Source organism: Ruminococcus sp. 210702-SL.1.03, assembly GCF_020559915.1.
GTDB lineage: Bacteria > Bacillota > Clostridia > Oscillospirales > Ruminococcaceae > YE71.
In genome coordinates this window covers 18,174-42,448 of record NZ_JAJCLZ010000012.1, presented here as the reverse complement: position 1 = coordinate 42,448, position 24,275 = coordinate 18,174, and the positions used below count along the sequence as shown (strand labels likewise).

Here is a 24,275-nt window from a genome sequence, read left to right as displayed (position 1 = left end):
ACGCCTGCGCCCTTGACAAGGACGCAAAAATCCAATATACTATTATTATAGCAACTTTGCGGCGATTTTTCAAGTGCATTTCCCATCTTCGACGTTTTGCACAAATTTTGCCGCCGATTTTAGTCATTAAATGTAAAATTATTCACGGAGGAAATGTCGGTGTTTACAGCAGGTATCGTAGCGGAATTCAACCCCTTTCACAAGGGGCACGCATATTTGATAGCCGAGGCGCGCAGGCGCGGGGCAAGCCACATCGCCGTAGCCATGAGCGGTGCGGCGGTACAGCGCGGCGAAACTGCGATATGCTCAAAGCACGAGCGTGCGGCGGCGGCGGTCGCAAACGGTGCAGACCTTGTTATCGAACTTCCCGCGCCGTTTTCATGCTCTGCCGCGCCTTGGTTTGCCGACTCAGCTGTACAAATTTTAGTACAGTTGAACATTGACGCGCTCGCGTTCGGAAGCGAATTTGAAAGCGCCGAACTACTGAAAAACACCGCAAACGCTATGCAGAATTTGTCAGACAGTGAAGCGGTAAAGCGCGCGCTTGCGGGAGGGCTTTCCTACCCTGCCGCGCTCAAAGCCGCCACGCTGGAGATCTACGGTGAAGAGATAGCCGCCGCGGTTTCGTCGCCGAACAGTACGCTTGCCTGTGAATATATAACTGCATTGTCAAAATATGCACCTAACGCAGAAATTATCCCTATAAAGCGTATCGGCGCGGGGCACGATTTTCCTCCGCAGGACGGATTTGCAAGCGGTTCATATCTGCGAGGGGCTATCCAAAACGGGGGTAATGCACTAGAATATCTGCCGAACGGCGTAAACATCGCGCCGCCAAAACACCCGCACGCCGCCGAGAACGCCATATATTACCGCCTGCTGACCGCCACGCGCGAACAGCTTTTGCGATCACCCGAGATCAATGAAAATCTGGCGGACAGGATTTTGCGCGCCGCCGAACAGCCCGCCGAAAACTTGCAAACGTTTCTTGCACAAGTCAAGCCGCGAAATTTCACGCTCGCGCGGATACGCCGAAGCGCACTGCATCTCGCTATCGGCGCGAAAAAAGCGGACTTTACTGACGGCGTGCCATGCCTGCGGATACTGGCGTTCAACAAGCGCGGAGCGGAGATCATCGCGCGGGCGAAAGGCGATCTGCCGATCTCGACATCGCTGCGAAAGCTGGAAAAAAGCTCGACGCAGGCGGCGCACATTGCGACAATAGAGAACCGCGCGGTACGGCTGATGCAGATGAACACGGGCATTTTCGAGAACGAGTACACGCGGAAAATCGTGCCCGCCGATTGACTAACTCGGCGATTTGTGATATAATTAAAGCTAAGATCATTTAAGGAATGAATGTCATGAAATACAGGATAGACTTACCTAGAGTGGGGAGATTTTTCAGCGTTCCATGCAGCGCTGTTGACAAATACATCAAAACTGCCGATGCGGACTACTTTAAAGTACTGATGTGTCTGCTGTGTGCGGACAGCGACATCGCCGACGAGCAGGAAATTGCTGAGCGATGCGGGTTCAAGAACATTTCGACCGCTGCCGATGGCATACTTTTTTGGAAAAATTGCGGAGTTATCTCAGCGGAAACTGTCGGAGAAAGCGCACCGAAGCAAGCCGAACCGACCAGCGCGCCGATCATGCCGAAGCATGAAACGCCCGCAGCGCCCGTCTGCGTTACCGACGCTGTGAACCCGATGAAGAACACCGCCGCAGCGAAGTCGATCATGCGCTACTCCAACAAGGAAATAATGGAAAAGGTCAAGAAAAATGCCGAGCTGAAAACTCTTTTCGACCAGGCCGAACGCATTTTTGGCAGGCTGATAAACGGCAGCGAGACCGCGGGGCTTCTCAACCTCTACGAATACTACGGCTACGACGTGCCCTCGATCCTCATGCTCATCGATTTTTGCGTTTCCATCGGCAAACCACGCATCGCATACATAGAAACTGTTGCCAAGGACTGGTTCTCGAGGGGCATTTGCACATACGCACAGGTAGAAAGCGAGATCGCCGAACAGGAGAAACAGCACGATGTCAACGTGCGGTTCGCGAGGGTGTTGGGCATCGAAGGCAAGCTTACCAAGAAGCAGGAAGAGATGTTTGCAGAGTGGAACTCATGGGGATTCAGTGCAGATATGGTAGATCTTGCAGGTGAACGTTGCCGCGAAAACAAGAACAAGACTAGCGTAAGCTACATAAACGGCATTCTAAAGCGCTGGAAAGAGAGCGGCATTGCCACGCCCGAGGACGTCGAGCGGCAGGAGATCGCGCGGCGCAGGCAGATTGAGCAGGAAAAGCCCTCCTACGACCTCGATCGCTGGCAGCAAATGGCAGACAATTTTGACCCGAATACGCTCGGCTTTGAGGAGGATGACGACATTTGAAATACACGCAAAAAACTTTTGACAAGGCGGAGGCGGTGCTTTCGCAGCGCCGCAAGGACTCGGCTGCCGACCTCGAACGCCGCCGCAAGCGCGTTTACGCCGAAATGCCCGAGGTCAAAACGCTTGAAAACAAAATACAAAGCTCGTATTTTGAGCTGGTGAAACTGGTCGCCAACCACGAGCCAAACGCCAAATCGGCGGCAGAGATCGTGCGCGACAATAACCTCGCCACTCAGGCGCGCATCACCATGCTGGTCAAAAATCTGACGGGCGACGCCGACTACCTCAAACCGCGCTTCGTCTGCGAAAAGTGCCGCGACACAGGCTACGTCGAGGGCGTGCGGTGCAGTTGTTTCGAGGACTTGCTGAGGACTTACGCCGCTGAGGAGCTGAACGAAAGCTCGACCATCGCGCTGCGCGATTTCGACGAGTACCGCCCCGAGTTTTACCCCGAGGGCGACCCGCGCAAACACATGAACCAAATTTACAGCTACCTGCTGAAATACTGCCGCGAATTTCCACGCGGCACACGCCCGATGCTCTTCATCGGCAGAACGGGGCTTGGTAAAACTTTCCTTGCTTCCTGCATGGCGAAAAAACTTGCGAGCGATGGCTTTAGCGTGGCGATCGGCAGCGTTTCCGACTTCATGCGAAAGATCGAGGACGAGCATTTTGGCAGAAGCGAGGGCAATACGCTCGACACGCTTTTGCAGGCAGATTTTGTGATCATCGACGACCTCGGCTCGGAATTCTCCAGCCCGTTTTACGAAGCTGCGTTTTACAGCGTGATAAACGGCAGGATAAATCAGAAAAAGCCTACAATTATTACCACTAATTTGACCAAAGCTGAGCTTAATAACAAGTACAACGAGCGAATCTGCACGCGTCTGCTCAACGAATTTTTGCCGATACAGTTCGTCGGCAACGATATTCGCCAGCAGAAAATGGAGAACAGGCTGACGAAAAATCAGCGCAAAGTATAAAAATATGAAACAAAAAACGGCTCGTTTCTGAGCCGTTTTCTTTATGCCTAAATGTGCAATTATCAGTCTTTTCTATCCTCTTCGTTCAGATTGCCGAGCGAGAGTGATTTGAGGTATGCGTTGATAAAACCGTCGATATTGCCGTCCATTACCGCGTTGACATTAGCCGTTTCGTAGCCTGTGCGGTGGTCTTTTACCAGCGTGTACGGCATGAAAACATATGAACGTATCTGCGCGCCCCAAGCGATCTCTTTCTGAACGCCCTTTATGTCGTCGATCTTCTCGAGGTGCTCACGCTCCTTGATCTCGACCAGCTTCGCTACCAGCATTTTCATAGCGTAGTCGCGGTTCTGGAACTGCGAACGCTGGGTCTGGCAGGATGTTACAATTCCGGTAGGCTTATGGATAAGGCGGACTGCCGAAGATGTCTTGTTGATGTGCTGACCGCCAGCGCCCGACGAACGGTAAACCTGCATTTCGATGTCGGCGGGGTTGATCTCGACGTTTATCGAATCGTCCATTTCGGGCATTACGTCGATCGCCGAAAACGAAGTGTGGCGGCTTCCCGAAGCGTCAAAAGGCGAAACGCGCACCAGGCGGTGTACGCCCGACTCGCTCTTGAGGTAGCCGTAAGCGTTCTCGCCCTCAACGATTATAGAAGCGCTCTTGAGTCCCGCGTCGCCGCCCTCGAGATAATCGAGCGTTTTGACGTTAAAGCCGTGCAGCTCGCCCCAGCGCGTGTACATTCTGAAAAGCATTTCAGTCCAGTCCTGCGCCTCAGTTCCGCCCGCGCCCGCGTGGAAGTTAAGTATCGCGTTGCTCTTATCGTACTCGCCCGTCAGCAGCGAAGCGAGGGTGAGCTCTTCGATGTTCTTGCCGAGCGCCTCGATCTCCTGCTCGATCTCCGCAACTATCTCCTCCGAGTCCTCTTCCTCAGCTGCCATCTCGATCATTACCTCGATGTCGTCGAAAGCCGAGGTTATCTTTTCGTACTTTTCAATGTGTCCCTCCAGAGTGCGGGTCTCTTTCAGCACGGGCTGGCTCTTCTCGGGGTCATCCCAAAAGCCTGGCTCTGCAGCCTTTTCCTGCAGTTCGAGTATGCGCTCCTTGCTGTTTTCGATGTCGAAAACGTCGTGAAGCTCTTTTATTTTAGGTCTAAAGCTTTCAAGCTGTGATTTCAGATTTTCCAGAAATACCATATATTAACTTCTCCTTATACATAATTACGCATTATTTTTTATTATAACACATTTGCGCCGTTATGTCAAGTGCGGCAGCTTACAAACGTCAATTCTCGAGCAGATCTGCCGTATTCCAAAGCCCCTGCGGCAGTTCGCCCGCTATCACCGTTTCGCTTATCAAATATTCGTCCTCCGCCGTGATATCGGTCGAGTGCCCCGGCAGTATCGCGGAAAGTTCCGACTTTACTACCACTTTCAGACAGTGACGAGTCTGATTTATCCCTGCAGACTCAAACTCGCTTTTCAGCGAAACGTCCACCGCGCCGACCTGATGAAGCTTTATACGCACCTCCGCGCCCCGCCCGCTCAGCGCCGTTATCCCGCTAAGCGTTCCCAGCGGCACACCCATTTCGTTGTCCTCAATGTGCGAAAACTCCTCGTTTATCTGCCGCCGCAGACTGTTTTCCAGCGCGTTTATCCTGTATGTATCCGACGTTATCGCCGCTATCCCGCCGTCCTCCGCGTACTCTATCTGCAAATAATCACCGTTTTCGCCCAGCATACAATCGTCCACCGCCCGCGCCACCAGTGCGTTCGCCGTCTGCCGACCCTTGTACTCGCATATCTCTTTCATGTGCTTTACCATTTGCAGGTAGATAACCGCACAGATCAGACCCGCCGCCGCCGCTATGCACAAAATCGCGCCCCTAAGCCGTCCGAAACGCCTGTCTTTTCCATACCGCAAAGCTGCCGCCCCCTTTCATTACATAATATCCCGCAGCCGATGAAAGAGTGCAAGTGTACAAAAAAGCGGACAGCATTCACCGTCCGCTAAAAATTTTTATGTGTATATCAGACCATTGCCTTAGCCGTTTTCACGATGTTGTCAGCATAAAGTCCGAACTCTTCGAGCAGTTTTACAGCTGGGCCGGAGTGACCGAACTCATCGTTCACGCCGATCTTTACGACCTTCGTCGGGCAGGTCTCAGCCAGCACGTCGCATACTGCCGAGCCGAGTCCGCCGATAACGCTGTGCTCCTCTACCGTCAGAACCTTGCGGGTCTTTGCAGCGGTCGCGGTGATCATCTCCTTGTCGATCGGCTTGATGGTGTGGATATTGATGACCTCGGCGGAAACGCCCTCAGCCGCCAGTATCTCAGCCGCCTTGAGAGCTTCGGAAACCATCAGTCCTGTCGCGATTATCGAAATATCGCTTCCCTCGCGCAGCTTTATGCCCTTGCCAAGCTCGAATTTGTATGTGTCAGCGTCGTTGAAAACAGGCGCCGCAAGTCTGCCGAAGCGCATATAAACGGGGCCTTCATGCAGGATAGCCGCCTCTACCGCAGCTTTCGCCTCAACGTCGTCCGCGGGGTTGATTATTGTCATACCGGGGATAGTTCTCATCAGCGCGATGTCCTCGTTGCACTGGTGTGTAGCGCCGTCCTCGCCGACCGAAATGCCCGCGTGAGTAGCGCCGATCTTGACGTTCAAGTGGGGGTAGCCGATGGAGTTTCTAACGATCTCGAAAGCTCTGCCCGCCGCGAACATCGCGAATGTGGAGGCGAAGGGAATCTTGCCCGTAGCCGCCATGCCTGCCGCAACGCCCATCATGTTAGCCTCAGCTATGCCGCAGTCGAAAAATCTATCGGGAAACTTTTTCTTGAAAATGCCTGTTTTGGTAGCCGCGGCAAGGTCAGCGTCGAGAACGTAAAGGTTTTCGTACTTATCGCCAAGCTCTGCAAGCGCGTTGCCGTAGCTTTCTCTGGTAGCAATCTTTTTAACTTCTGCCATTTTTATTCGTTCCTTTCTTTATGCCTCAAGTGCCGCGAGCGCTGCTTTCAGCTCGCCCATTGCCTGCTCGTACTGCTCGTCGTTAGGTGCAGAGCCGTGCCATGAAACATTATTTTCCATAAACGAAACGCCCTTGCCCTTAACGCTCTTCTGGATTATCGCAACGGGCTGTCCCGAAACGCTCTCCGCTTCGTTGAAAGCCGCTTCGATGGAGTCGAAATCGTGCGCGTCCATCTCGATAACGTGCCAGCCGAAAGCTTTAAATTTATCAACTATCGGGTAGGGGGACATTACGTCCTCGATCTTTCCGTCGATCTGCAGGCCGTTGTTGTCAACTATAGCAACAAGGTTGTCGAGCTTGTAGTGCGCCGCGAACATCGCCGCTTCCCAAACCTGACCCTCTTCGATCTCGCCGTCGCCGAGAATGGTGTAGACCTTGTAAGTGTCGGAAGAGACCTTAGCCGAAAGCGCCATTCCGCAAGCCGCCGAAATGCCCTGACCGAGCGAGCCGGAAGACATATCCACGCCGGGAATGTGTATGCAGGGGTGACCCTGAAGCATAGCGCCGATGTGACGCAGGCTCTTCAGCTCCTCTTCGGGGAAAAATCCTCTCTGCGCTAGGGTCGAGTAAAGCGCGGGTGCGGTGTGGCCCTTTGAGAGCACAAGGCGGTCTCTCTGCGGCTCTTCAGGCTTATCGGGGTACACGTTCATCTTTGCGAAATAAAGATAAGTCAGCGTGTCGGCTATCGAAAGCGAGCCGCCAGGGTGACCCGACTTGGCGCTGTGCACGCCCTCGATTATTCCCATTCGCACCTTGCAGGCTGTGATCTCAAGCTGTTTTTTCAAAGTAGCGTCCATGTTTTTACCTCCAAATAACATATTATTTTTCCAGTTTTTTAAATATATAGTCTATTACCGCCGCTATAAAATCTTCCTCGCAGGACTGCTCAAAGACTATATCGGCGACCTTTTTCACTTCTTCCGTCGCGTTCGATGGGCACACCGCCACGTCAGCCGCTTGCAGAAGTTCGATGTCGTTATTGTAATCGCCCGCCGCAACGAAAGTGTAATCCTGCATACTGCAGGCCTTTCGCAGTTCGCCGAGCGCCGTGCCCTTTGAGATGTTCAAAGGCAGTATCTCGTAATACTCCAAACTCGAGCGCACGAAATCTACTCCGTCGTAGCCCTTTTCCTCGACGAATGCTATCAGCTTTTTCATCATCTCGGGCTTAGCGGGGTCAGCTGCGAAAAGCACCTTGTACCAATCGCTTTCGGGTATCTCGTCAACGCCGCATATCACGGGCGTTACCTTGCAAATTTCGTTGTGGCGCGCCTCCATCGGCGTCATAGCGGGGACGTAAACGGCGTTCGCCGTCAGCACCTCGCAGCCTATCTCTGGGTTCGCGGCGAGTATCTCTTTCACCAGCCCGCGAACGTCCTGCGGCAGAAATACATCGTAGATGTGCTCGCCGCTTTTTATATCGTAGACCATTCCGCCGTTGCACATGATTATCGGGCAGTTGACCTCCACCATGCCGAAATACTGGTTCGCCGCCTGTATGGCTCTGCCCGTCGCGATGGAAAATCTGCCGCCCGCGCGCTCAAAACGCTCTACCGCTTCTAGGCACTTGCGGGTGGGCACTTTGCTAGCGGGCAGGAATGTGCCGTCCATATCCGTTATCAATACAGTTTTGGAAATATTTTCAAACAAATAAGATCCCTCCTATTTTCTGAGGTTTCGCAGTACCGCCTCAAAATATTCGGGCAGCGGGCTGTCAAACTCCATGTACTCCCCGTTCGGGTGGATAAAGCCGATCTTTTTTGCATGCAAACACTGCCCCTCTATGCCCTTGAAAGGCTTGCCGTACACCTCGTCGCCAAGCACGGGGTGGCCCGAGTAGGCGCAGTGCACGCGTATCTGGTGCGTTCTGCCAGTTTCCAGCCGAAAGCGCATCACCGACCAGCCTTTCAGCCGCTCGATGGTTTCGTAGTGCGTCACTGCGGGCTTTGCACAATGCTCCGTCACGCACATTTTTTTGCGGTCGTACTTGCTTCTGCCGATCGGCGCGCTGATCGTTCCGCTCTCGGGCGAAAACGCTCCGCAGACTACTGCCATGTACTCGCGCGTAAAGCTGTGCTGCTTTATCTGCTCCGCCAAACAGCGGTGCGCCGCGTCGGTCTTCGCGACCATCAGCAGTCCGCTCGTCATTTTGTCGATCCGGTGCACTATTCCGGGGCGGATAATGCCGTTTATCGAAGATAGCCTGCCCTTGCAGTGGTACAGCAGCGCGTTGACGAGCGTACCGTCGGGGTTGCCAGGCGCGGGGTGCACCACCATGCTTTTCGGCTTGTTGACTACCAAAAGTTGGTCGTCCTCGTAGACTATCTCAATCGGAATATCCTGCGGCAAAACTTCCAATTCCTGCGGCTCGGGTATCTCAAGCTCTATCTGCTCGCCGCCCTTTAATTTCAAGCTTTTTGAGGGATTTTTGCCGTTCACGACAACGCCGCCGCCGCTTATCAGTGCTTCAATCCGTGAGCGTGAAAGCTCGGGCAACTGCATTGCGAGCCACTTGTCTATACGCATGCCCGCAGCTTCGTTCGCCGCCTCAAGCGTCAGCCTTTCACTCGCCATCTGAAATATCTCCGCCGTCGTTACTGTCCGCTTTTGCGGACTGTTCGGCTTTTTTGTCCTTTTTTTCGGACTCTTCACTACATATTATGTAAATGCAGAACAGTACCGCGCCGATAACGACGCAAATGTCTGCAAAGTTAAATATCGGAAAATTTATAAAATCTGCCCTGATGTAGTCCACGACCTCTTTCAGCCGTATCCTGTCGATAAGATTACCGATGCCGCCGCCCAGAACCATCGCCATAGAGATCAGCCCGAGCTTCGAGCCATGGCGGTTTTTGTAAATAAAGCCCAGCGCAAACACGATTATAACGAGCGGCATACCGATCAAAAACCATGTTTTGCCTGCCATCATGCTCCACGCCGCGCCGGTATTGCGTATGTGCGTAAGGCTGAGTACGCCGTGTATCAGCTCTTTTACATCGCCCAGCGCGAAATTTTGCACTACAGCGTATTTTATGAGCTGGTCTGCCGCCGCGATGACTGCGGCGATGATAAGTGAGATAACTAACATTAAAACTCTTTCCCTGCGGCACGCGCAGTATAGCTAAGGCTTTGCAGATATTCTCCGCAAAGCCCTGATATTACTTGGTGTTTTTACCGAAAAGAAGGTCTGCCGAATCGGGCTTGGGGATTATCGGCTCGAATGAAGCTGTGTTGAGCACCTCGTCGATATGCTTCTGCTCCGCGGTCTTTTCGTCCTCCGCTGGCTCTTCATACTCATCCTCGTACTCCTCATCGTAGTCGTACTCTTCGTCGTAATCGTCATATTCATCGTCGGCGTATTCGTCGTAGCCCTCTTCATACTCGGCAAGTTCGTCGCTGTCCATCTGCGGAATGTCCATGATGAGCGCGAGCTGCTTGGTGTAAAGCTCGGTAAGCTGAGACTTGAAATAGGTCACCTGCGCGCGCAGATCGTCAAGCGCCGCCTTTTCGTCGTCGTACTCCTGCTGTATCGCAACGATCTCAGCCTGCGTTGATTCGGTCTGCTGCTGTATCAGCTCAGCGCATTTCGCCTTGTGCTCCTCTATTATCTTTTCGCACTCGGCAGCGCTCTGCTCCGAAAGGCGCACCTGCTCGGTCTTAGCCGACTCTATCATGTCTCGTGCCTTCGCTTTAGCGTCGTTTATGAGCTTGTTCGATTCTTTCTGGGCATAAACCATTGCAGACTTTATCGCTTCTTCGTCCTCGCGGTACTGATTTATCTTCTCAACTAACTTTACAATTTTTTCCTCACTGTCTGCATTAGCGGACTGCAAAGCTGCTATCTCGTCAGCTATCTCCGCTAAAAATGAAGAAACCTCGGCAGGATTGCAGCCGTTTTTCACGGTAGCAAATCTTTTGCTTCTGATCTTTTCGGGTTCCAACATAATAAATGCCTCCTAAATGAATTTTTTTAACTCTATAAAAGTTCTTTCCTTTTTCGTACTTCCGCCAATTTTGCTAAAAATATACTTTCCATGGCCGCGCACCGAAAAGCCGTCGCCCTCGCTAAGCTTTTTTGCGCCGTCAGTCAGCGGCACGCCTTTTACGCTCACCGATCCAGCCGAAATTAGCTGTTCCGCCTTTGTCCGCGAGCACCTGGCCGCCAGCGCGACTATGCAGTCCGCCCGCAGCGACGATACCGTGCCCGTTATCTCAGAAAATTTCTGCTCGGGCAGGCTGTCCTCGTCAAAGCCTTCGTTTATCTGAACACCCGTCCTGCCGATCTTTGCGATGGTGCGCATAGCTTCGCCCGCGGCTGTATTCAGCAGGAAAACAGTCGTGCTGCCCTCGTTCACCAGTATATCGCCGACAGTTTCGCGAGCAACGTTCATCGACATCAGCGCCCCCAGAAAATCGCGGTGGGTAAGCTTTTCACGTTTGCTGTATGTAAATGTAAGCGCCTTTACAGGGAAATCTTCCGTCTGCGGCAGCGAATATTCACCGAAAATGCCCAAGACCTTTCGGTCTGCGCCCTCGTATCCTCCAAAAAATGCGAAGTTTTCATGCTGCTGCGAAGCCAACACCTTTCGCGCCAGCTCCTGACTGCCCTCGCCAAGAAAAAACGTGTATGAATCGCGGTATCTCTCCTGCGCTGCACGCACTTTATCGGCAACCGAGTTTGCGAATATCCTGTCCTCGTCGGAAATATCCCCCAAAAACGCGAGCGTTTTTTTCATCAGAAATTGTAACCGTTGTTCTCCAGCTCGCTTACTAAGTCAACGCCCGAGAAGTTTACGGTCGCAGGCATGATAGCGTAGGTCTTCTGCGCCATCATCTTGATCTCGTCATCGTTAGCATAAGCTACACCCGAAAGAAAATCAAGTATTCTGGTGGCGTCCTCCTGCTTTACCATTTCAAGGTTGAGAATAACGGTCTTTCCTGCGTTCAGGTCGTCGCCGATGGCGTTTACATCTCTGTAATTGTTAGGTCTTGCAAGTACCAGATCGAATGATGACTGTTCGGTAGTAGACATTTCAACTTCCTTCTCTCTCTTATTATTGTAATTTTGTCTTGTATTGGCATTTCTCACCGAGCTTGTCTGTCTGCTCTGTCTGTTATTGGCAGACTGGTGCTGCTGTCTGGGCGCAGTACGCTGGGTACTTGCTCTCTCAGGCTGCGGCTCCGGCTCGGGTCTTACAGGCTCCTCGTAGCGTATATCCTCGGGTCTGGGCTCAGCGCGGTACTCGGTTCTTTCGGCGCGCGGCGCAGGCTCTTTTTTCGGCGGCTGGCGGTATGTTTCATAGCTTTCCTGCTCTATGTCCTCTTCGCCGACGAAAATGCTTTTAAAGCCGTCCCATAAACTCATTTTATTTACCCCTCCGTATTATAATTTCTGGCTCCGAAAAGCCCAGTTCCTATTCTTACCAGATTTGAGCCATGCTTTATGGCCAGCTCGTAATCGCCCGACATTCCCATGGAAAGTATTTCCATACTGACGCGCGGTGAATTTTTCTCTTTCAGCGTGAGGAACAGTTCGTGCATATGCGCGAAAACGCTCTCGTCAGCGCCGCGCGGCGGTATGGCCATAAGGCCTTTTATGCTGATGTTTTTCAGCTCGGCCGCCTGCTCCGCAAGCTCAAGCAGCTGCTTTGCGCTGACGCCGCTCTTGCTCTCCTCTTCGCCGATGTTCACTTCAAGAAGCACGTTCATAACTCTGCCGTTTTTCGCAGCAAGGCGGTCGATCTCGGCGGCAAGCTTTAGGCTGTCTACCGACTGTATCATCGTCACCTCGTTGATTATGTACTTCACCTTGTTAGTCTGTAAGTGTCCGATAAATTGTACTTCTGCGGATCTGTCGTAAAAGTCTTTCTTAGAAAGATATTCCTGAACGCGGTTTTCGCCAAGCAGGTCAAAGCCGTTTTTCACCGCAAAATTTATCTTTTCAGGTGCTACCGTTTTCGTTACCGCCATTATCCTTACCGGCTCTCCGGCGCGGTATTTTGCCGCGGTATTTTCAACATTGTAGCGGATCTCCTTTATATTTTCAAGCACCTCGGGAAATGTCTGATCCGCTGCTGCTTTCACTTCGCTGCACATCTTGTTCAGATACCACCTCCAACAAAATCTGGTCATACAGCAGCAGGCAGTCCTCGTCTGAGGTATTGCGCGAGAGCACGAAATCGCTGCCCTCGTAGATCACGTCTATCTTCTTGAACGTGATGTCCTGACCGAGTATGACATAAACGCCTTTCTGATCTCCCTGAAATCTTATGGCAGATCTGGGCACTTTAAGTCCTTGATATTCGTCAAAAATAAGCTGCATCGACTGCACTCTTCTGCCCACAAGCGCCTCGTCAAGGCTGTCGCAAGAGAGCACAACTACCGACTTGCCTTCGCTGTCCGCCTTTTTCACCGACTCTACCGTAACGTTGTAAACGGTGTCGGAGGAGTCGAGCGTAAGCTGCAAATTCGCGTCCTGCGCGACGCGGCTGTCTGTGTCGATAACGCCCACAATATAGCAGCTGTAATCAGTAAACATTTTTCCAACGTAGTTCGAGTTGGTGTTGTCCTGCGGAGCTGCCGCCGAATTCACAATATCGTTTATCTCGCTTTCGTCCAGCTTTTCGGCGTTCTGCTTGTTCAGCTTGTCCTCAAAGCCGTCGCAGTAGGATACGAAATAGCCCGTCTGCGGTGCGGCGACCGTGTCCTTCGCCTTGTCAGTCTGGCTTTTCAGCTGTATCTCCTCCTGCTGAAGCTCGGCTATCTTAGAATCGTAATCCGAAGATATGCCCGATATTATGTTGTAGATATTCATTACCAGCGACATATCACTTTTTACGCCGCTGAAATTCTCAAACTCGCCCTCGTTTTTGTAAGAGAGCAGCTGTTTGTAATAATCGTCTATCTTACCGCTTATAGATTCCGGCTGAACGTAATCGGTAGTGCCGGGATTTTGCGCGCGTTTTAGCTGCGCTATCTCCTCTTCTACCTGTTCGAGCCTGCGCGCTGCCGATACCGCCTCTTCCGAGTCGAATATCTGCGCCACGGCATTTCCCGTAGATACTTTGCTGCCGTCGGAGTAAGAGTAGCTCACCACTCCCCCGCCGCTGTATGTAACGGGTGTTTCGTCGCGCACTATCACGCCCTGAAAATCTATGTCTTCGTTTATGCTGTAAAGCACCGCTTCCTGCGTATCGTGCCTGTCGTTAAGTATGCGGTACGCCTGGCTGCCCACCATTGTCAGCAGCAGCGCGGTTATCAGAAGTATGAGGACCTTGGCGGTAATGTTATTGAATACGCCCGATCTCATAAAGCTTTATCCGCCTTATTCAGCCGACATATCCGCAGGCTCGAGAATATTTATCTGGCGAGCGGGGCAGATGGTGGATATAGCGTGCTTGTAAACTACGTTCTGCTTGCCTTCGCAGTCGAGGATAACTACATAGCTGTCGAAGCCCTTTACCATTCCCTTGAACTGATAGCCGTTCATAAGAAACATAGTTACGGGTATTTTTTCCTTCCTTGCCTGATTAAGAAATACGTCCTGAAGATTTAAGTTTCTGTTCATTTTCATACACTCCTGAAGTTGCGTAAGTTTGTTTTTTTCTCTATCTGCGGGCAAAAAATACGTTGTCTTATTCTTTGCCTTATTCTTTATTATAGCACATTATTTCCGATTTGGCTATACTCTTTTGCACATTTTCAAAAAAAATTTTATATTCTTCTGATTTTTCTGCATAAACCGTGGTAACATTATCCATTCTGCGAAACCACGTCAGCTGGCGCTTAGCGTAGTGGCGCGTTTCAAGCTTTATTTTCTCAACGCAGTCCGCCAGTTCCGCCTCGCCTTTCAGATATGGTATCAGCTCTTTATATCCTATCGCCTGATGCGCCGTCGCGGGGTCTGATGTTTCATACACGCGGCGCGCTTCTTCAAGCATACCGTTTTCCATCATCTCGTCCACACGCCTATCTATCCGCTCGTAAAGCTCCGCCCTATCGCGAAAGCCTATCTGGATAACGCAGGCGTTGTAAGGGCTTCCCTGACGCAGACTGTTTATCTTTTGCTGGGTGAGCGTAAGCCCCGTCTTTTCGTAGATCTCTATCGCGCGGACTACGCGTACCAGGTTGTTCTCGTGTATCTGCGCCGCCGCTTCGGGGTCGATGGTGTTCAGCCGTTCCCAAAGCGCGTGTTTGCCGTGCTCCTGCGCAAAATTTTCCAGCTCTCGCCGAAGCTCGGGGTCAGCGCCCGTGTCATCGAACTGCACGTTTTTCACCAACGAGCTGATGTAAAGCCCCGTGCCGCCGCAGACTATCGGCAGTTTGCCGCGCGCGTGTATATCGGCTATCGCCGCGCCCGCCGCCTGAACGTAATCCGCCACCGAGAATGATTTTTCGGGCGGCAGAAAATCTACCAAATGGTGCGGAACACCGCGCATCTCCTCAGGCGTTACCTTAGCGGTTATCACGGAAAGCTCTTTGTATATCTGCATAGAGTCTGCCGAAACCACCTCGCCGTCGTAAGCGAGCGCTAAGTCCACGGCAAGGCGCGTTTTGCCCGAAGCGGTCGGGCCGCATATCACTAAAAGCGGTATTTTTTCGGGCAAATCGTTCATCTCCTTAAAATCAAACTATCCTCTTAAATTGCTTTTCGATCTCGCGCTTCGGCATGGTTATCATAACGGGTCTGCCGTGCGGGCAATAGCGTATGTCGCAGTCTACTATTGAGTCCACCAGCTTTTGCAGCTCTTGTATGCTCGAGTCGTCGTGCGCCTTTATCGCCGCTTTGCACGCCATAGTGTGGTAAAGGTCGTCGTAAAGCTCGGGGGCGGGGTCGCGCTCGTTCATGAGCAGCTTGTGCGCTATCTCGGTAACGATGTCCGTAGGGTTCTCGTCGCGCAGAAGCATCGGCAGTCCCAGCACCGCCACAGTTGGCGCAACGTCAGGCTCTATTATAAAGCCCAGCTTCGCCGCCTTATCGGTGTTCGCCGCCAGCGCGTCGTACTCATCGTATGAGAGCATGACCATTATCGGCTCTAGCAGCGTTTGCGACGAAAGGTTGCGGCTGTCGCTTTTTATGTTCTCGAAAATGTAGCGTTCGTGAGCGGCGTGCTTATCTATCAGCAGCATCTCATCTCCGCGCTGGGCGACTATGTACGTCTTGAAAAGCTCGCCGACCACCACGGGCTTTTTCTCAGGCTCGGGCAGCTCTTCGGCGGGCTGCGGAACGTCGTAGCGCTTCTCAAAATCAGAAGTCTTTACGAACATGAAGTCCTCTGAAAGTCCGCTGCTTTCAGCCTCGGTATCCTCGCCGTAATTCTGCGGCAGGTCGGTATCTTTAGGCTCGATGTCGGCAATATCGGCAACGTTATCCTGCTCTGTATCTTCGGCAGGCTCAGGCTCTGTCTTCGCCTTGGCTTCGCCATCTCCTGCGCAGGAAGCGTTATAATTTTCACAAAGCCGAAAAAACGCGTCATCGTCATACGGATCATTACTATCCTCCGCCTTTTCCGCGGGCGCTTCCTCGGGCGCGGCGGGCGGCAGTTCACCGCTCCAAAGCGGCTTTTGCGCATTATCCTGCGGCGCGGGGCTTTCCAGCGAGCTTAAAAAAAGATCATCGGTGTGCTCCCGCACGGGCTTTTCAGCCTTTTCCACGCGCTCGGTGCGCGGCGGAGCGAAAGCCATCTGCACAGCCTTGCTTTCCTCAGGCTCTACATACAGCTTTTCGGGGTCGAAATTGCGCCGCTTATCAAAGGTCATGCGGGTTGGTACGTCCTTTTCGGTAAGCGCCTGCTTCACCGCGAAATACACGGCGTTGTAAACAAAGCGGTTGTCGGAAAAACGTATCTCCGTCTTTGCGGGGTGCACGTTTACGTCTATCATATCGGGGTCGATATGTATATTCAGCACGCAGGCGGGAAATCTGCCGACCATTATGCTGTTTCGGTACGCTTCCTCGAGCGCCTGCGAGCAGACCTCGGAGCGTATGTATCTGTCGTTCACATAGAAAATCTGGAACTTACGGTTGTTTTTAGAGGTCAGCGGTTTGGAAACAAATCCGCGCACGCTCACGCCCTCGGAAGCATAGTCCGCTTCGAGCATACTCTTCGCGAACTCTCTGCCGAACACGGAATATACGGCGGTGTAAAGCTTGCCATCACCCGCGGTCACGAATACCTGCGCGTTGTCCTTGATGAGCTTTACCGAGATCTCGGGGTGAGAAACGGCGAGCTTGCCCATCAGGTCTTGTATGCGGTTGGCTTCGGTAGCGTCCTTTTTGAGGAATTTCAGCCGCGCGGGAACGTTGTAGAAAAGGTCGCGCACGATAACGCTCGTGCCGTCTGGGCAGCCCGCAGCCTCATACTCCCGCTGCTCGCCGCCGCTTATGACGTAGCGCGTGCCAAGCTGAGAATCGTGCGTTTTGGTGAGCACCTCGGTCTTTGAAACCGCGCATATCGAAGCGAGCGCTTCGCCGCGGAAGCCCAATGTGCTGATCTTTTCGAGGTCGGCTTTCTCGGCGACCTTGCTGGTAGCGTGGCGCAAAAATGCCGTCGGCACTTGGTCAAAAGGTATTCCGCTGCCGTTATCGGTAACGCGCATAAAAGTCCTGCCGCCGTTTTTTATCTCGACGGTGACAGAATCAGCGCCCGCGTCAACTGCGTTTTCCAGCAGCTCTTTTATCACCGAAGCGGGTCGGTCGATTACTTCTCCCGCCGCTATCAGCTCGTAAACTTCTTTTTTTAGCAGACTTATAGCCGCCATTTTTTCCTCCGTTCCTAAACGCCGCTATCGGCGCTGATAAAGGCGATCAGGCTCGCCTTAGATATATTTTTGCAGATCTTTTACGAAGCTGCGAAGCTCCTGCTCGTTCATTTCGTCGGCGCTGGTCTCTTTCAGCTTCGAGCGTATCACCGTGTCTCCTATCGCCTCGAACGAGATCTGGTCGGCTTCGGCGGCAGCGGCGGCGAGGCGCGTTTTCTTATCCTCGCTCTCCATCTCGCCCAGCAGCGTTTTTGCGCGGGCGATTATCTTCTGCGGCAGGCCCGCCAGCTTGGCTACCTCTATACCGAAGCTGTCGTCGGCGCCGCCCTCTACTATCTTGCGCAGGAATTTTATATCGTCGCCCTTGCGCTTTACGGCTATCGAGTAATTCTTCACGCCGCTCATGCCCGCTTCAAGGTCTATAAGCTCATGGTAATGCGTTGCGAAAAGCGTCTTGCAGCCCAGTCCGCGCGAATTGCATATATACTCGCATACAGCCCGCGCTATACTTATGCCGTCATAGGTTGAAGTACCTCTGCCCACCTCGTCGAGTATAACAAGACTCTGCTTTGTGGCGTGCTTTACTATATCCGCCACCTCGCTCATCTCTACCATGAATGTTGACTGACCGCTGGTGAGATCGTCGGAAGCGCCTATTCGCGTGAATATCTGATCTACTACCGAGATCTTGGCGTAGTCTGCGGGCACGAAAGAGCCTATCTGCGCCATGAGCGTTATCAGCGCGGTCTGCCGCATATACGTCGATTTACCCGACATATTCGGGCCTGTTATTATCACCATTCTGTTGTCGGTGAGGTCTAGGTAAGTGTCGTTCGGCACGAATACCTCGTCGCTCTGCATAAGCTCTACCACGGGGTGTCTGCCGTTTTTGATGTCTATTACGCCGTCTATCGCGATGTCGGGCTTTGTGTAATTATTGGCAACGGCGATGTTTGCGAATGAGCAAAGCACGTCTGCCGCCGCTATCGAAGCCGCGGTGTCCTGCACCAGCTCCAGCCGCGCCGCCACGGCCTTGCGTATCTCGGAGAATATCTCAGTTTCCAGCGTTACTATCTTCTCATTTGCGCCGAGGATCGTGTTCTCAGCTATTTTCAGCTCTTCGGTTATAAAGCGCTCGCAGTTTTTCAGCGTTTGGCGCTTTACATAATTATCGGGCACAAGGTCGTAGTTCGAGCGGGTGACTTCTATGTAGTATCCGAAAACTCGGTTGTAGCCGATCTTCAGATTTTTTATTCCCGTCTTTTCACGCTCGCGCTTTTCTATGTCCTCGATTATATCCTTGCCGCCGGTAATGATATTTCGCAGACCGTCAAGCTCTTCATTATAGCCCTCGCGGATAACTCCGCCGTCTTTGAGCACGGCGGGCGGGTCGTCTACCAGCGCGTTTTCTATCAGATTTGAGATAGGTTCTAGGGTAGACATCTTGCGGTTGAGCTTGTCCACCAGCTTAGCGGGCACTTCCGCCAGCATCTTTTTGAGGTCGGGCAGTTTCAGCGCCGTCAGCGAGAGCGATTTCAGGTCGCGTGGGGTGGCGGTCTGATACATTACGCGCGTCATAAGGCGCTCGATGTCATATATGCCCGAGAGCTGCTCGGTTATCTCGCCCAGCAGCACGGGGTCGTTCACAAAAGCCTCTACCGCGTCGAGCCTTTCGATTATCGCGGCGGGGTTTATGAGCGGCTGCTCGAGGTATTTTTTCATAAGGCGCTTGCCCATAGATGTCTTGGTCTTATCAAGAACCCAAAGCAGCGAGCCTTTTTTCTCCTTAGTGCGCAGCGTTTCGGTAAGCTCCAGATTTCTGCGCGCGGTGAAGCCTATCGTCATGGCGGGGTCGCCGTCGTTTTTGATAAGCGTTGTAAAGCGCTTTACCAGCGCGAGCTGCGTGGAATGTATATAGGCGAAAAGCCCGCAGAGGGCGTACGCGCCTACCGAGAGGGGGTTTATCTCCAATTCGTCGAAAGAATCTGCCGAAAACTGCGAAAGCGCTTCGTCAGCGTGTATATCGGGCAGAAAGTCGTTTTCGTCCAGCAGCTGCACGGTGGTCTTCAGCGTTTTTCTTACGAAAGTGCTCACGTCTTTCAGCGTCAGAAAGCCCTCGTTTATAAGCATTTCAGATGGCATATAGCGCGAAAGCTCGCTTATTGCGCGGTCGGTCATCTGCTTGCCCGAAAAGCTGTAAAGTCTGGCCTCGCCGGTTGAAACGTCGGCAAAGCAGAGCGCGCACTCGTCCGCTCTTGCGTAAAACGAGCAGATATAGTTGTTCGCGCCCTCGTCAAGCAGCTCGCCGTCGGTGATAGTGCCGGGGGTCAGCACCTTTACCACCTCGCGCTTTACCAGACCCTTCGCCTTAGCGGGGTCTTCGGTCTGCTCGCACACGGCCACCATGAAATTTTTATCCACCAGCTTTTTGATGTAAACATCGGCGGCGTGGTGGGGTATCCCGCACATAGGCGCGCGCTCGGGCAGACCGCAGTCCTTGCCCGTAAGCACAAGCTGCAACTCGCGCGATACAGTAATGGCGTCATCGAAAAACATCTCGTAAAAATCGCCGATCCGGTAAAGCACTATATGCTTGGGATATTGTTTTTTTACAGCCATGTACTGCTGCATACCCGGTGAAAGCTTGCTTTCGTCGATCTCCTGCATACTAAACGTCACGCTCCGTATCTATCGGTATCAGTGGCAGCCGCCGCAGCTGGCGCAGCTTCCGCTGCAATGAGGGGGCTCTTCGGGGCAGGTCATGGGGTCTTCGCCGTTAGCCGCGCAGGTGATGATATAGTTCACGCTCTGGAGCAGCTTGTCGAGATCTTCTTTAGCGGAATTGAACTCTACCATTGCGGGCATAGCCATTATCTCGTCATAAAGCTCTCTGATATTCTTGTCAAGCTCGGTCATCTTGTCGGCGTCCTTATCGGGCTTCGACATTTCTACGTTGAGCTGCTGGCGAAGCATATTGAATTCGCCGATCTTGTTCTGTATAGCGGTATCGGTATCGCTCTTCTGAGCAGCCTCGTTGTATCTGGTGTATCTTTCGTCCTGCTGGATAGCTGCGCCGAGCGCTCTTGCCTGTTCGATGATAGTCATAATAAAAAACTCCTTAAAAAATTATTTGCTGTTTAAATTTATTTTAGCCGATAAGCTCGCCTTTCAGCGCCCAGTTCATGGCGTTTGTAATTGCGACATCGGCAAAATTGCCTATTAGCTCTTCCCCGCCGCGGAAGTTCACGATTATATTCTCGTCATTTTTGCCCGTGAGCATACCTTCTTCCTTGCCTTTTCCATCGACAAGCACGCGGCATTTTTTACCTATAAAGCGCGAGAGCCATTTTTCCGAAACTTCGCGCTGCTCTAAAAGCAGTTCGCGCAGCCACAAGCCCTTTTGCTTATCTGAGATATTGTCGGGCATCTCCGCAGCTTTTGTGCCGCTGCGGCGCGAGTATACGAACGAGTAGATATTGTCAAATTTTACCTTTTTAATAAACTCTTTCGTTTCGCAAAATTCCTCGTAGCTCTCGCCCGGAAAGCCCACTATCAGGTCGGTAGAGAATGAGAAATCCGGCTTTTTGCCGCGCGCGTAATCTACTATCTTCATGTAGTCGGCGGCGGTGTAGCGCCTGTTCATCTCTTTGAGCACTCTGTCGCAGCCCGATTGCAGAGCCAGGTGCAGGTGCTTGCAGACCTTATCGCACTCTAGTATCGCGTCGATGAGGTCGCTGCCCGCGTCCTTTGGGTGGCTGCTCATGAAGCGCAGGCGGAAATCGCCCTCTATCTCGTTGAGCTTGCGCAGCAGCGCGGGAAAGCCGTAGCTGTAAGAATTTACGTTCTGCCCCAGCAGCATTATCTCCTTATAGCCCTCGCCGACTAGCTTTTTCACCTCGTCGTAAACAGCCTGCGGCGTGCGGCTGCGCTCTCTTCCGCGGACGTATGGCACTATGCAGTAGGTGCAGAAATTATTGCAGCCGTACATTATCGGCACGAATGCTGAGAATTTGTTTTCGCGAAGCTGGTAAAAATCCTCGTCGATCTCGGAAGCGTTTTCCTCGATATTGAAAACGCGCTTTTTCTCTTTCAGCACCTCGGCGAGCATTTCGTAAAGCTTTGAGAAAGCGAACGTGCCGAAAACGAGATCTACCTGCCTGTAAGTAGACTTTATGTGGTCGGCAGCCTTTTTCTCCTGCGCCATACAGCCGCAAATGCCGATGATAGTTTCGGGGTGCTGTTCTTTGAAATGTTTCAGCCCGCCGATAACGCCGTATACTTTGTCCTCAGCGTTTTCGCGGACAGCGCAGGTATTGAAGATTATCAGCGCAGCGCGGTCGTATATCTCGGTAAAGCCATAGCCCGCTAGGGTAAGCGCGCCTTTAAGCTTTTCACCGTCGCTCACATTCTGCTGACAGCCGAAAGAATGAAGGTAGCAAAGCGGCGCGTGGCCGTTTTTCTGCTTATACTCCGCCGTATATTCTCTTAGATATTGCAGGGCGGTACTTTTATCGGCAAAGCCTGCGGTTGCAAACGTCATAGGGGTATCCTCTTTCCGCGCAAAGCGCTATAATACATTCCTACTAATTATACTACATTTATCGCAGATTGTCAAGTTTTGCGGTCAATAAAAAAGAGGCGCAAAAAACGCCTCTCATAGTTTTGTTATCAGCCCCAGTATTCAGTCCAAATGTTGAAATATCCCCAAGGGATCTTGTAGGAATACGCTACCTTGTAGCTGTTGGGGCGGTAACTGGTGTTGCACCAGTAGTAAACGCCGTCGTCGTGATCTATACCGCTTACAGTCACCTTATCGTAAACCGCACCGTATACAGCCTTCTTTACCTTATCGGTAACTCTGCCGTATGTAGCGCCGTCGTAAGCAAGACCTGCGTCGCTCATGAAGCCGCCGCTGCGATAGATAACGTCCTGAATAGAGCTGTATCTTCTGTAATATGGTGCCCAAAGCGAATCGTTAAGATACTTAGCAGCCTCATACTGATTTACAACACAGTCGGAAACGTAAACTATGGGAGCGTCCCACATAGAGTCGTTGATGCCGCCTACTTCGTGGTAAACTATACGGCACATCGCCTTCCAGCCCGCTCTGTCATAGTCGATCCTTGCGGTATTGATTTTCTGCACCTTAGAGCACTTGCCGGTCTTGTAGCCCGAAGCCTTAGCCCTTACCTTGAAAGCGTAGCTCCAGTTTCTTTTCAGACCTGTAACGGTAAAAGATGTTTCGCCGGCAGTAGTTCCCATAAGCTTCCACTTTGTGCCGTAAGTTCCGTCCTTCTGCTTGGTCTTCATGTAAACTTCGTACTTCTGCGCGTTGTCTATGGCGTTCCAGTTTACGGTGATAGCGCTGGTCTGACGGTTATAGGGGTGGGTAGCGTCGCTGTACTTGGTCTCTCTTATCAGCTTTACCTGATCGAGCTTAGGCTTTTCGGCAACTGCGCCCGCGACCTTTACGTCAGCGGACTGTGCAGTTGCTGCGTCATCTGCCGACTGAACCGCCGCAGTACCATTATCAGCGTAAGCGTCATAGCTTTCGGTATACTCCTCAGCGGAAACAGCGCCTGCGAGGGAAACTGCGAGCGCAATAGCGGATACAGCCGAAACTATTTTTGCGAAAACTTTTTTAGTTAATGAAATCTCTGTCTTTGAATTTGTCATGATACGGATCTTAGCGCTTTCGGGGTGAGCCAAAAGCGTGATCTTTACACACCCTTTCGTTGGTTTTTTACGTTTTGAAACAAGTCCCAAAAAACGTATAGAACAATTTATTCGGTTTTGTCACGATTTATTCTCGAATTGTAACCAACCAGCTTAAAAGTTACAAGTTGATTACAAATCACTACGTTATTGTAACACGTTTTTCTCAAAATGTCAAGTGAAAGCCCAAAATTTTGGTTACCATGCACAATCAGCTCAAAGATTTTTGTTTTTTTTGTGCACCATAAACGGAAAAGTATGAACATTTATTGCATATTTCATAAATCTGATTTGTACGGCATATAGTTAAAACAAGCGGTAAAAGGCGTGTTTTGAGCCTGATCTTGAGCGAAAAAATACGCTTTTGCTACCGTAAAAAACATTGGCGGAAAACGATTTTTTTATCGCAAAAATGCCAGAAAGAGGTAACAAAAATGAACCCATACTACCCCGAAGGAAAGTTTTTTCAAACGCGCCGAAACAGAGATATTTTAAATTCCGAGAGCCTGCTGCGCGAAGCGTATGAACAGCGCACGATACTAGAAGCTACGGCGATACTCTGCGACGCTGCGCACGACCTGATAGTCGATTTACCGAACGCTCACGGCATTATCCCGCGTGAAGAGGGGGCGCTCGGTATAGCCGAGGGCACTACGCGCGACATCGCCATATTATCAAAAGTCAACCGTCCCGTATGCTTCATAATAGAGGACATATCGCGCGGCGAGGACGGCGCGCCCCTCTATACGCTTTCGCGCCGCGCCGCTCAGGAGGAGTGCATGACGAACTTCATTTCGCGCCTTACCCGCGGCGACATTATCCCCGCGCGGGTGACCCACCTAGAGCCGTTCGGCGCCTTCGTAGACATAGGCTGCGGCGTGCCCTCGATGATACCTATCGACATGATCTCCGTTTCGCGAATATCACACCCCGCCGACCGTTTTTACAACGGGCAGGACATTTTCGCTGTGGTAAAAGATATACAGGAAGGAAGGATATTCCTCTCGCACAAAGAGCTGCTGGGCACTTGGGAGGAAAACTGCGCTGCTTTCCACACGGGCGAAACGGTCGCGGGGATAGTGCGCTCGGTAGAAAGTTACGGCATTTTCATCGAGCTTGCGCCGAACCTGGCGGGACTTGCCGAGCCTAAGGAAAACGTATACGCGGGGCAGTCGGCGATAGTGAACATCAAGGCGATGATACCCGAAAAAATGAAGATAAAGCTCGGCATAGTGGACGTACTCAGCTCTCCGCCGACGGCGCGAAAGCTGCGGTATTTCCTCAGTGCGGGCAATCTGCAAAGGTGGGAATACTCGCCCGAAAACTGCCGAAAGCAAATGATCTCAACATTCGTATAAGTACAAATATATGTACAATTATA

23 protein-coding genes are annotated in these 24,275 nt (G+C 51.9%); 4 read left to right on the top strand and 19 right to left on the bottom strand.

What is annotated here, in order from left to right; genetic code table 11:
• Positions 1-153: 153 nt before the first annotated feature.
• The 3 genes from LI114_RS07960 to LI114_RS07950 are packed head-to-tail and all read left to right on the top strand — an operon-like array spanning position 154 to position 3,385.
• A complete protein-coding gene (locus tag LI114_RS07960) occupies positions 154-1,308 on the top strand; it encodes a nucleotidyltransferase family protein (RefSeq protein WP_227220225.1) in 1,155 nt (384 codons plus the stop codon).
• 56 nt (positions 1,309-1,364) lie between these two features.
• Positions 1,365-2,402: a DnaD domain protein gene (locus LI114_RS07955; protein ID WP_227220224.1), complete on the top strand. Its 1,038-nt coding sequence runs from the start codon at positions 1,365-1,367 to the stop codon at positions 2,400-2,402.
• Positions 2,399-3,385 carry an ATP-binding protein gene (locus LI114_RS07950; protein WP_227220223.1) on the top strand — a complete coding sequence of 329 codons (987 nt, stop codon included), beginning with the start codon at positions 2,399-2,401 and terminating at the stop codon, positions 3,383-3,385. The genes LI114_RS07955 and LI114_RS07950 overlap by 4 nt, the downstream gene beginning before the upstream one ends.
• 62 nt (positions 3,386-3,447) lie before the next feature.
• Here the strand turns inward: LI114_RS07950 and prfB are convergent, their stop codons facing one another.
• From prfB to LI114_RS07855, 19 genes are all read right to left on the bottom strand, one after another.
• Entirely contained in the window at positions 3,448-4,584 is a 1,137-nt protein-coding gene (gene prfB / locus LI114_RS07945; RefSeq protein WP_022128567.1) for a peptide chain release factor 2, read from the bottom strand.
• An 88-nt stretch (positions 4,585-4,672) separates the two neighbouring features.
• Entirely contained in the window at positions 4,673-5,311 is a 639-nt protein-coding gene (locus LI114_RS07940) for a sporulation protein YunB (RefSeq protein WP_227220222.1), read from the bottom strand.
• Between the two features lie 107 nt (positions 5,312-5,418).
• Positions 5,419-6,357 (bottom strand): transketolase family protein, encoded by a 939-nt coding sequence (locus LI114_RS07935; protein ID WP_227220221.1) that lies wholly within the window; start codon positions 6,355-6,357, stop codon positions 5,419-5,421.
• A gap of 18 nt (positions 6,358-6,375) precedes the next feature.
• A complete protein-coding gene (locus LI114_RS07930) occupies positions 6,376-7,215 on the bottom strand; it encodes a transketolase (RefSeq protein ID WP_227220220.1) in 840 nt (279 codons plus the stop codon).
• A 22-nt stretch (positions 7,216-7,237) separates the two neighbouring features.
• On the bottom strand, positions 7,238-8,068 hold the full coding sequence (locus LI114_RS07925; protein WP_227220219.1) for an HAD-IIB family hydrolase: 831 nt from the start codon (positions 8,066-8,068) through the stop codon (positions 7,238-7,240).
• Positions 8,069-8,080: 12 nt separating this feature from the next.
• Entirely contained in the window at positions 8,081-8,992 is a 912-nt protein-coding gene (locus LI114_RS07920) for an RluA family pseudouridine synthase (protein WP_227220218.1), read from the bottom strand.
• A complete protein-coding gene (gene lspA, locus LI114_RS07915; protein ID WP_227220217.1) occupies positions 8,982-9,506 on the bottom strand; it encodes a signal peptidase II in 525 nt (174 codons plus the stop codon). Before lspA ends, LI114_RS07920 begins: the two co-directional genes overlap by 11 nt.
• Before the next feature lie 70 nt (positions 9,507-9,576).
• Positions 9,577-10,362 (bottom strand): DivIVA domain-containing protein, encoded by a 786-nt coding sequence (locus LI114_RS07910; protein ID WP_227220216.1) that lies wholly within the window; start codon positions 10,360-10,362, stop codon positions 9,577-9,579.
• A 12-nt stretch (positions 10,363-10,374) separates the two neighbouring features.
• Positions 10,375-11,154, bottom strand: a complete 780-nt coding sequence (locus tag LI114_RS07905) for an RNA-binding protein (protein WP_227220215.1) — start codon at positions 11,152-11,154, stop codon at positions 10,375-10,377.
• Positions 11,154-11,783 carry a cell division protein SepF gene (locus LI114_RS07900; protein ID WP_227220214.1) on the bottom strand — a complete coding sequence of 210 codons (630 nt, stop codon included), beginning with the start codon at positions 11,781-11,783 and terminating at the stop codon, positions 11,154-11,156. The genes LI114_RS07905 and LI114_RS07900 overlap by 1 nt, the downstream gene beginning before the upstream one ends.
• A 5-nt stretch (positions 11,784-11,788) precedes the next feature.
• The gene (locus LI114_RS07895) at positions 11,789-12,502 is read right to left on the bottom strand and encodes a YggS family pyridoxal phosphate-dependent enzyme (protein ID WP_227220213.1); all 714 of its coding nucleotides are present in this window, start codon (positions 12,500-12,502) and stop codon (positions 11,789-11,791) included.
• Positions 12,462-13,727 carry an HlyD family efflux transporter periplasmic adaptor subunit gene (locus LI114_RS07890; protein WP_227220212.1) on the bottom strand — a complete coding sequence of 422 codons (1,266 nt, stop codon included), beginning with the start codon at positions 13,725-13,727 and terminating at the stop codon, positions 12,462-12,464. Before LI114_RS07890 ends, LI114_RS07895 begins: the two co-directional genes overlap by 41 nt.
• A 15-nt stretch (positions 13,728-13,742) precedes the next feature.
• Positions 13,743-13,985, bottom strand: coding sequence for an RNA chaperone Hfq (gene hfq / locus LI114_RS07885; protein WP_227220211.1), 243 nt, complete (start codon positions 13,983-13,985; stop codon positions 13,743-13,745).
• Positions 13,986-14,064: 79 nt separating this feature from the next.
• Positions 14,065-15,033, bottom strand: coding sequence for a tRNA (adenosine(37)-N6)-dimethylallyltransferase MiaA (miaA, locus tag LI114_RS07880; RefSeq protein WP_227220210.1), 969 nt, complete (start codon positions 15,031-15,033; stop codon positions 14,065-14,067).
• A gap of 10 nt (positions 15,034-15,043) precedes the next feature.
• The gene (mutL, locus tag LI114_RS07875; protein WP_227220209.1) at positions 15,044-17,179 is read right to left on the bottom strand and encodes a DNA mismatch repair endonuclease MutL; all 2,136 of its coding nucleotides are present in this window, start codon (positions 17,177-17,179) and stop codon (positions 15,044-15,046) included.
• 57 nt (positions 17,180-17,236) lie between these two features.
• The gene (mutS, locus tag LI114_RS07870) at positions 17,237-19,846 is read right to left on the bottom strand and encodes a DNA mismatch repair protein MutS (protein ID WP_227220208.1); all 2,610 of its coding nucleotides are present in this window, start codon (positions 19,844-19,846) and stop codon (positions 17,237-17,239) included.
• A gap of 30 nt (positions 19,847-19,876) precedes the next feature.
• The gene (locus tag LI114_RS07865) at positions 19,877-20,284 is read right to left on the bottom strand and encodes a YlbF family regulator (protein WP_227220207.1); all 408 of its coding nucleotides are present in this window, start codon (positions 20,282-20,284) and stop codon (positions 19,877-19,879) included.
• A 43-nt stretch (positions 20,285-20,327) separates the two neighbouring features.
• Complete coding sequence (gene miaB / locus LI114_RS07860) at positions 20,328-21,719, bottom strand: tRNA (N6-isopentenyl adenosine(37)-C2)-methylthiotransferase MiaB (protein ID WP_227220206.1); 1,392 nt, start codon at positions 21,717-21,719, stop codon at positions 20,328-20,330.
• 128 nt (positions 21,720-21,847) lie between these two features.
• Positions 21,848-22,888, bottom strand: a complete 1,041-nt coding sequence (locus tag LI114_RS07855) for a fibronectin type III domain-containing protein (protein ID WP_227220205.1) — start codon at positions 22,886-22,888, stop codon at positions 21,848-21,850.
• 440 nt (positions 22,889-23,328) lie between these two features.
• On the opposite strand from LI114_RS07855, the gene LI114_RS07850 reads away from it, so the two are divergent.
• A complete protein-coding gene (locus tag LI114_RS07850) occupies positions 23,329-24,252 on the top strand; it encodes a S1 RNA-binding domain-containing protein (RefSeq protein ID WP_227220204.1) in 924 nt (307 codons plus the stop codon).
• The last annotated feature ends 23 nt before the right edge of the window (positions 24,253-24,275 follow it).

Coding starts and splice junctions, on each gene's coding strand:
- LI114_RS07960 (WP_227220225.1), top strand. CDS start 154: ATGTCGGTGTTTACAGCAGGTATCGTAGCGGAATTCAACCCCTTTCAC.
- LI114_RS07955 (WP_227220224.1), top strand. CDS start 1,365: ATGAAATACAGGATAGACTTACCTAGAGTGGGGAGATTTTTCAGCGTT.
- prfB (WP_022128567.1), bottom strand. CDS start 4,584: ATGGTATTTCTGGAAAATCTGAAATCACAGCTTGAAAGCTTTAGACCT.
- LI114_RS07935 (WP_227220221.1), bottom strand. CDS start 6,357: ATGGCAGAAGTTAAAAAGATTGCTACCAGAGAAAGCTACGGCAACGCG.
- LI114_RS07930 (WP_227220220.1), bottom strand. CDS start 7,215: ATGGACGCTACTTTGAAAAAACAGCTTGAGATCACAGCCTGCAAGGTG.
- LI114_RS07920 (WP_227220218.1), bottom strand. CDS start 8,992: ATGGCGAGTGAAAGGCTGACGCTTGAGGCGGCGAACGAAGCTGCGGGC.
- lspA (WP_227220217.1), bottom strand. CDS start 9,506: ATGTTAGTTATCTCACTTATCATCGCCGCAGTCATCGCGGCGGCAGAC.
- LI114_RS07910 (WP_227220216.1), bottom strand. CDS start 10,362: ATGTTGGAACCCGAAAAGATCAGAAGCAAAAGATTTGCTACCGTGAAA.
- LI114_RS07905 (WP_227220215.1), bottom strand. CDS start 11,154: ATGAAAAAAACGCTCGCGTTTTTGGGGGATATTTCCGACGAGGACAGG.
- LI114_RS07900 (WP_227220214.1), bottom strand. CDS start 11,783: ATGAGTTTATGGGACGGCTTTAAAAGCATTTTCGTCGGCGAAGAGGAC.
- LI114_RS07890 (WP_227220212.1), bottom strand. CDS start 13,727: ATGAGATCGGGCGTATTCAATAACATTACCGCCAAGGTCCTCATACTT.
- hfq (WP_227220211.1), bottom strand. CDS start 13,985: ATGAACAGAAACTTAAATCTTCAGGACGTATTTCTTAATCAGGCAAGG.
- miaA (WP_227220210.1), bottom strand. CDS start 15,033: ATGAACGATTTGCCCGAAAAAATACCGCTTTTAGTGATATGCGGCCCG.
- mutL (WP_227220209.1), bottom strand. CDS start 17,179: ATGGCGGCTATAAGTCTGCTAAAAAAAGAAGTTTACGAGCTGATAGCG.
- mutS (WP_227220208.1), bottom strand. CDS start 19,846: ATGCAGGAGATCGACGAAAGCAAGCTTTCACCGGGTATGCAGCAGTAC.
- LI114_RS07865 (WP_227220207.1), bottom strand. CDS start 20,284: ATGACTATCATCGAACAGGCAAGAGCGCTCGGCGCAGCTATCCAGCAG.
- miaB (WP_227220206.1), bottom strand. CDS start 21,719: ATGACGTTTGCAACCGCAGGCTTTGCCGATAAAAGTACCGCCCTGCAA.
- LI114_RS07850 (WP_227220204.1), top strand. CDS start 23,329: ATGAACCCATACTACCCCGAAGGAAAGTTTTTTCAAACGCGCCGAAAC.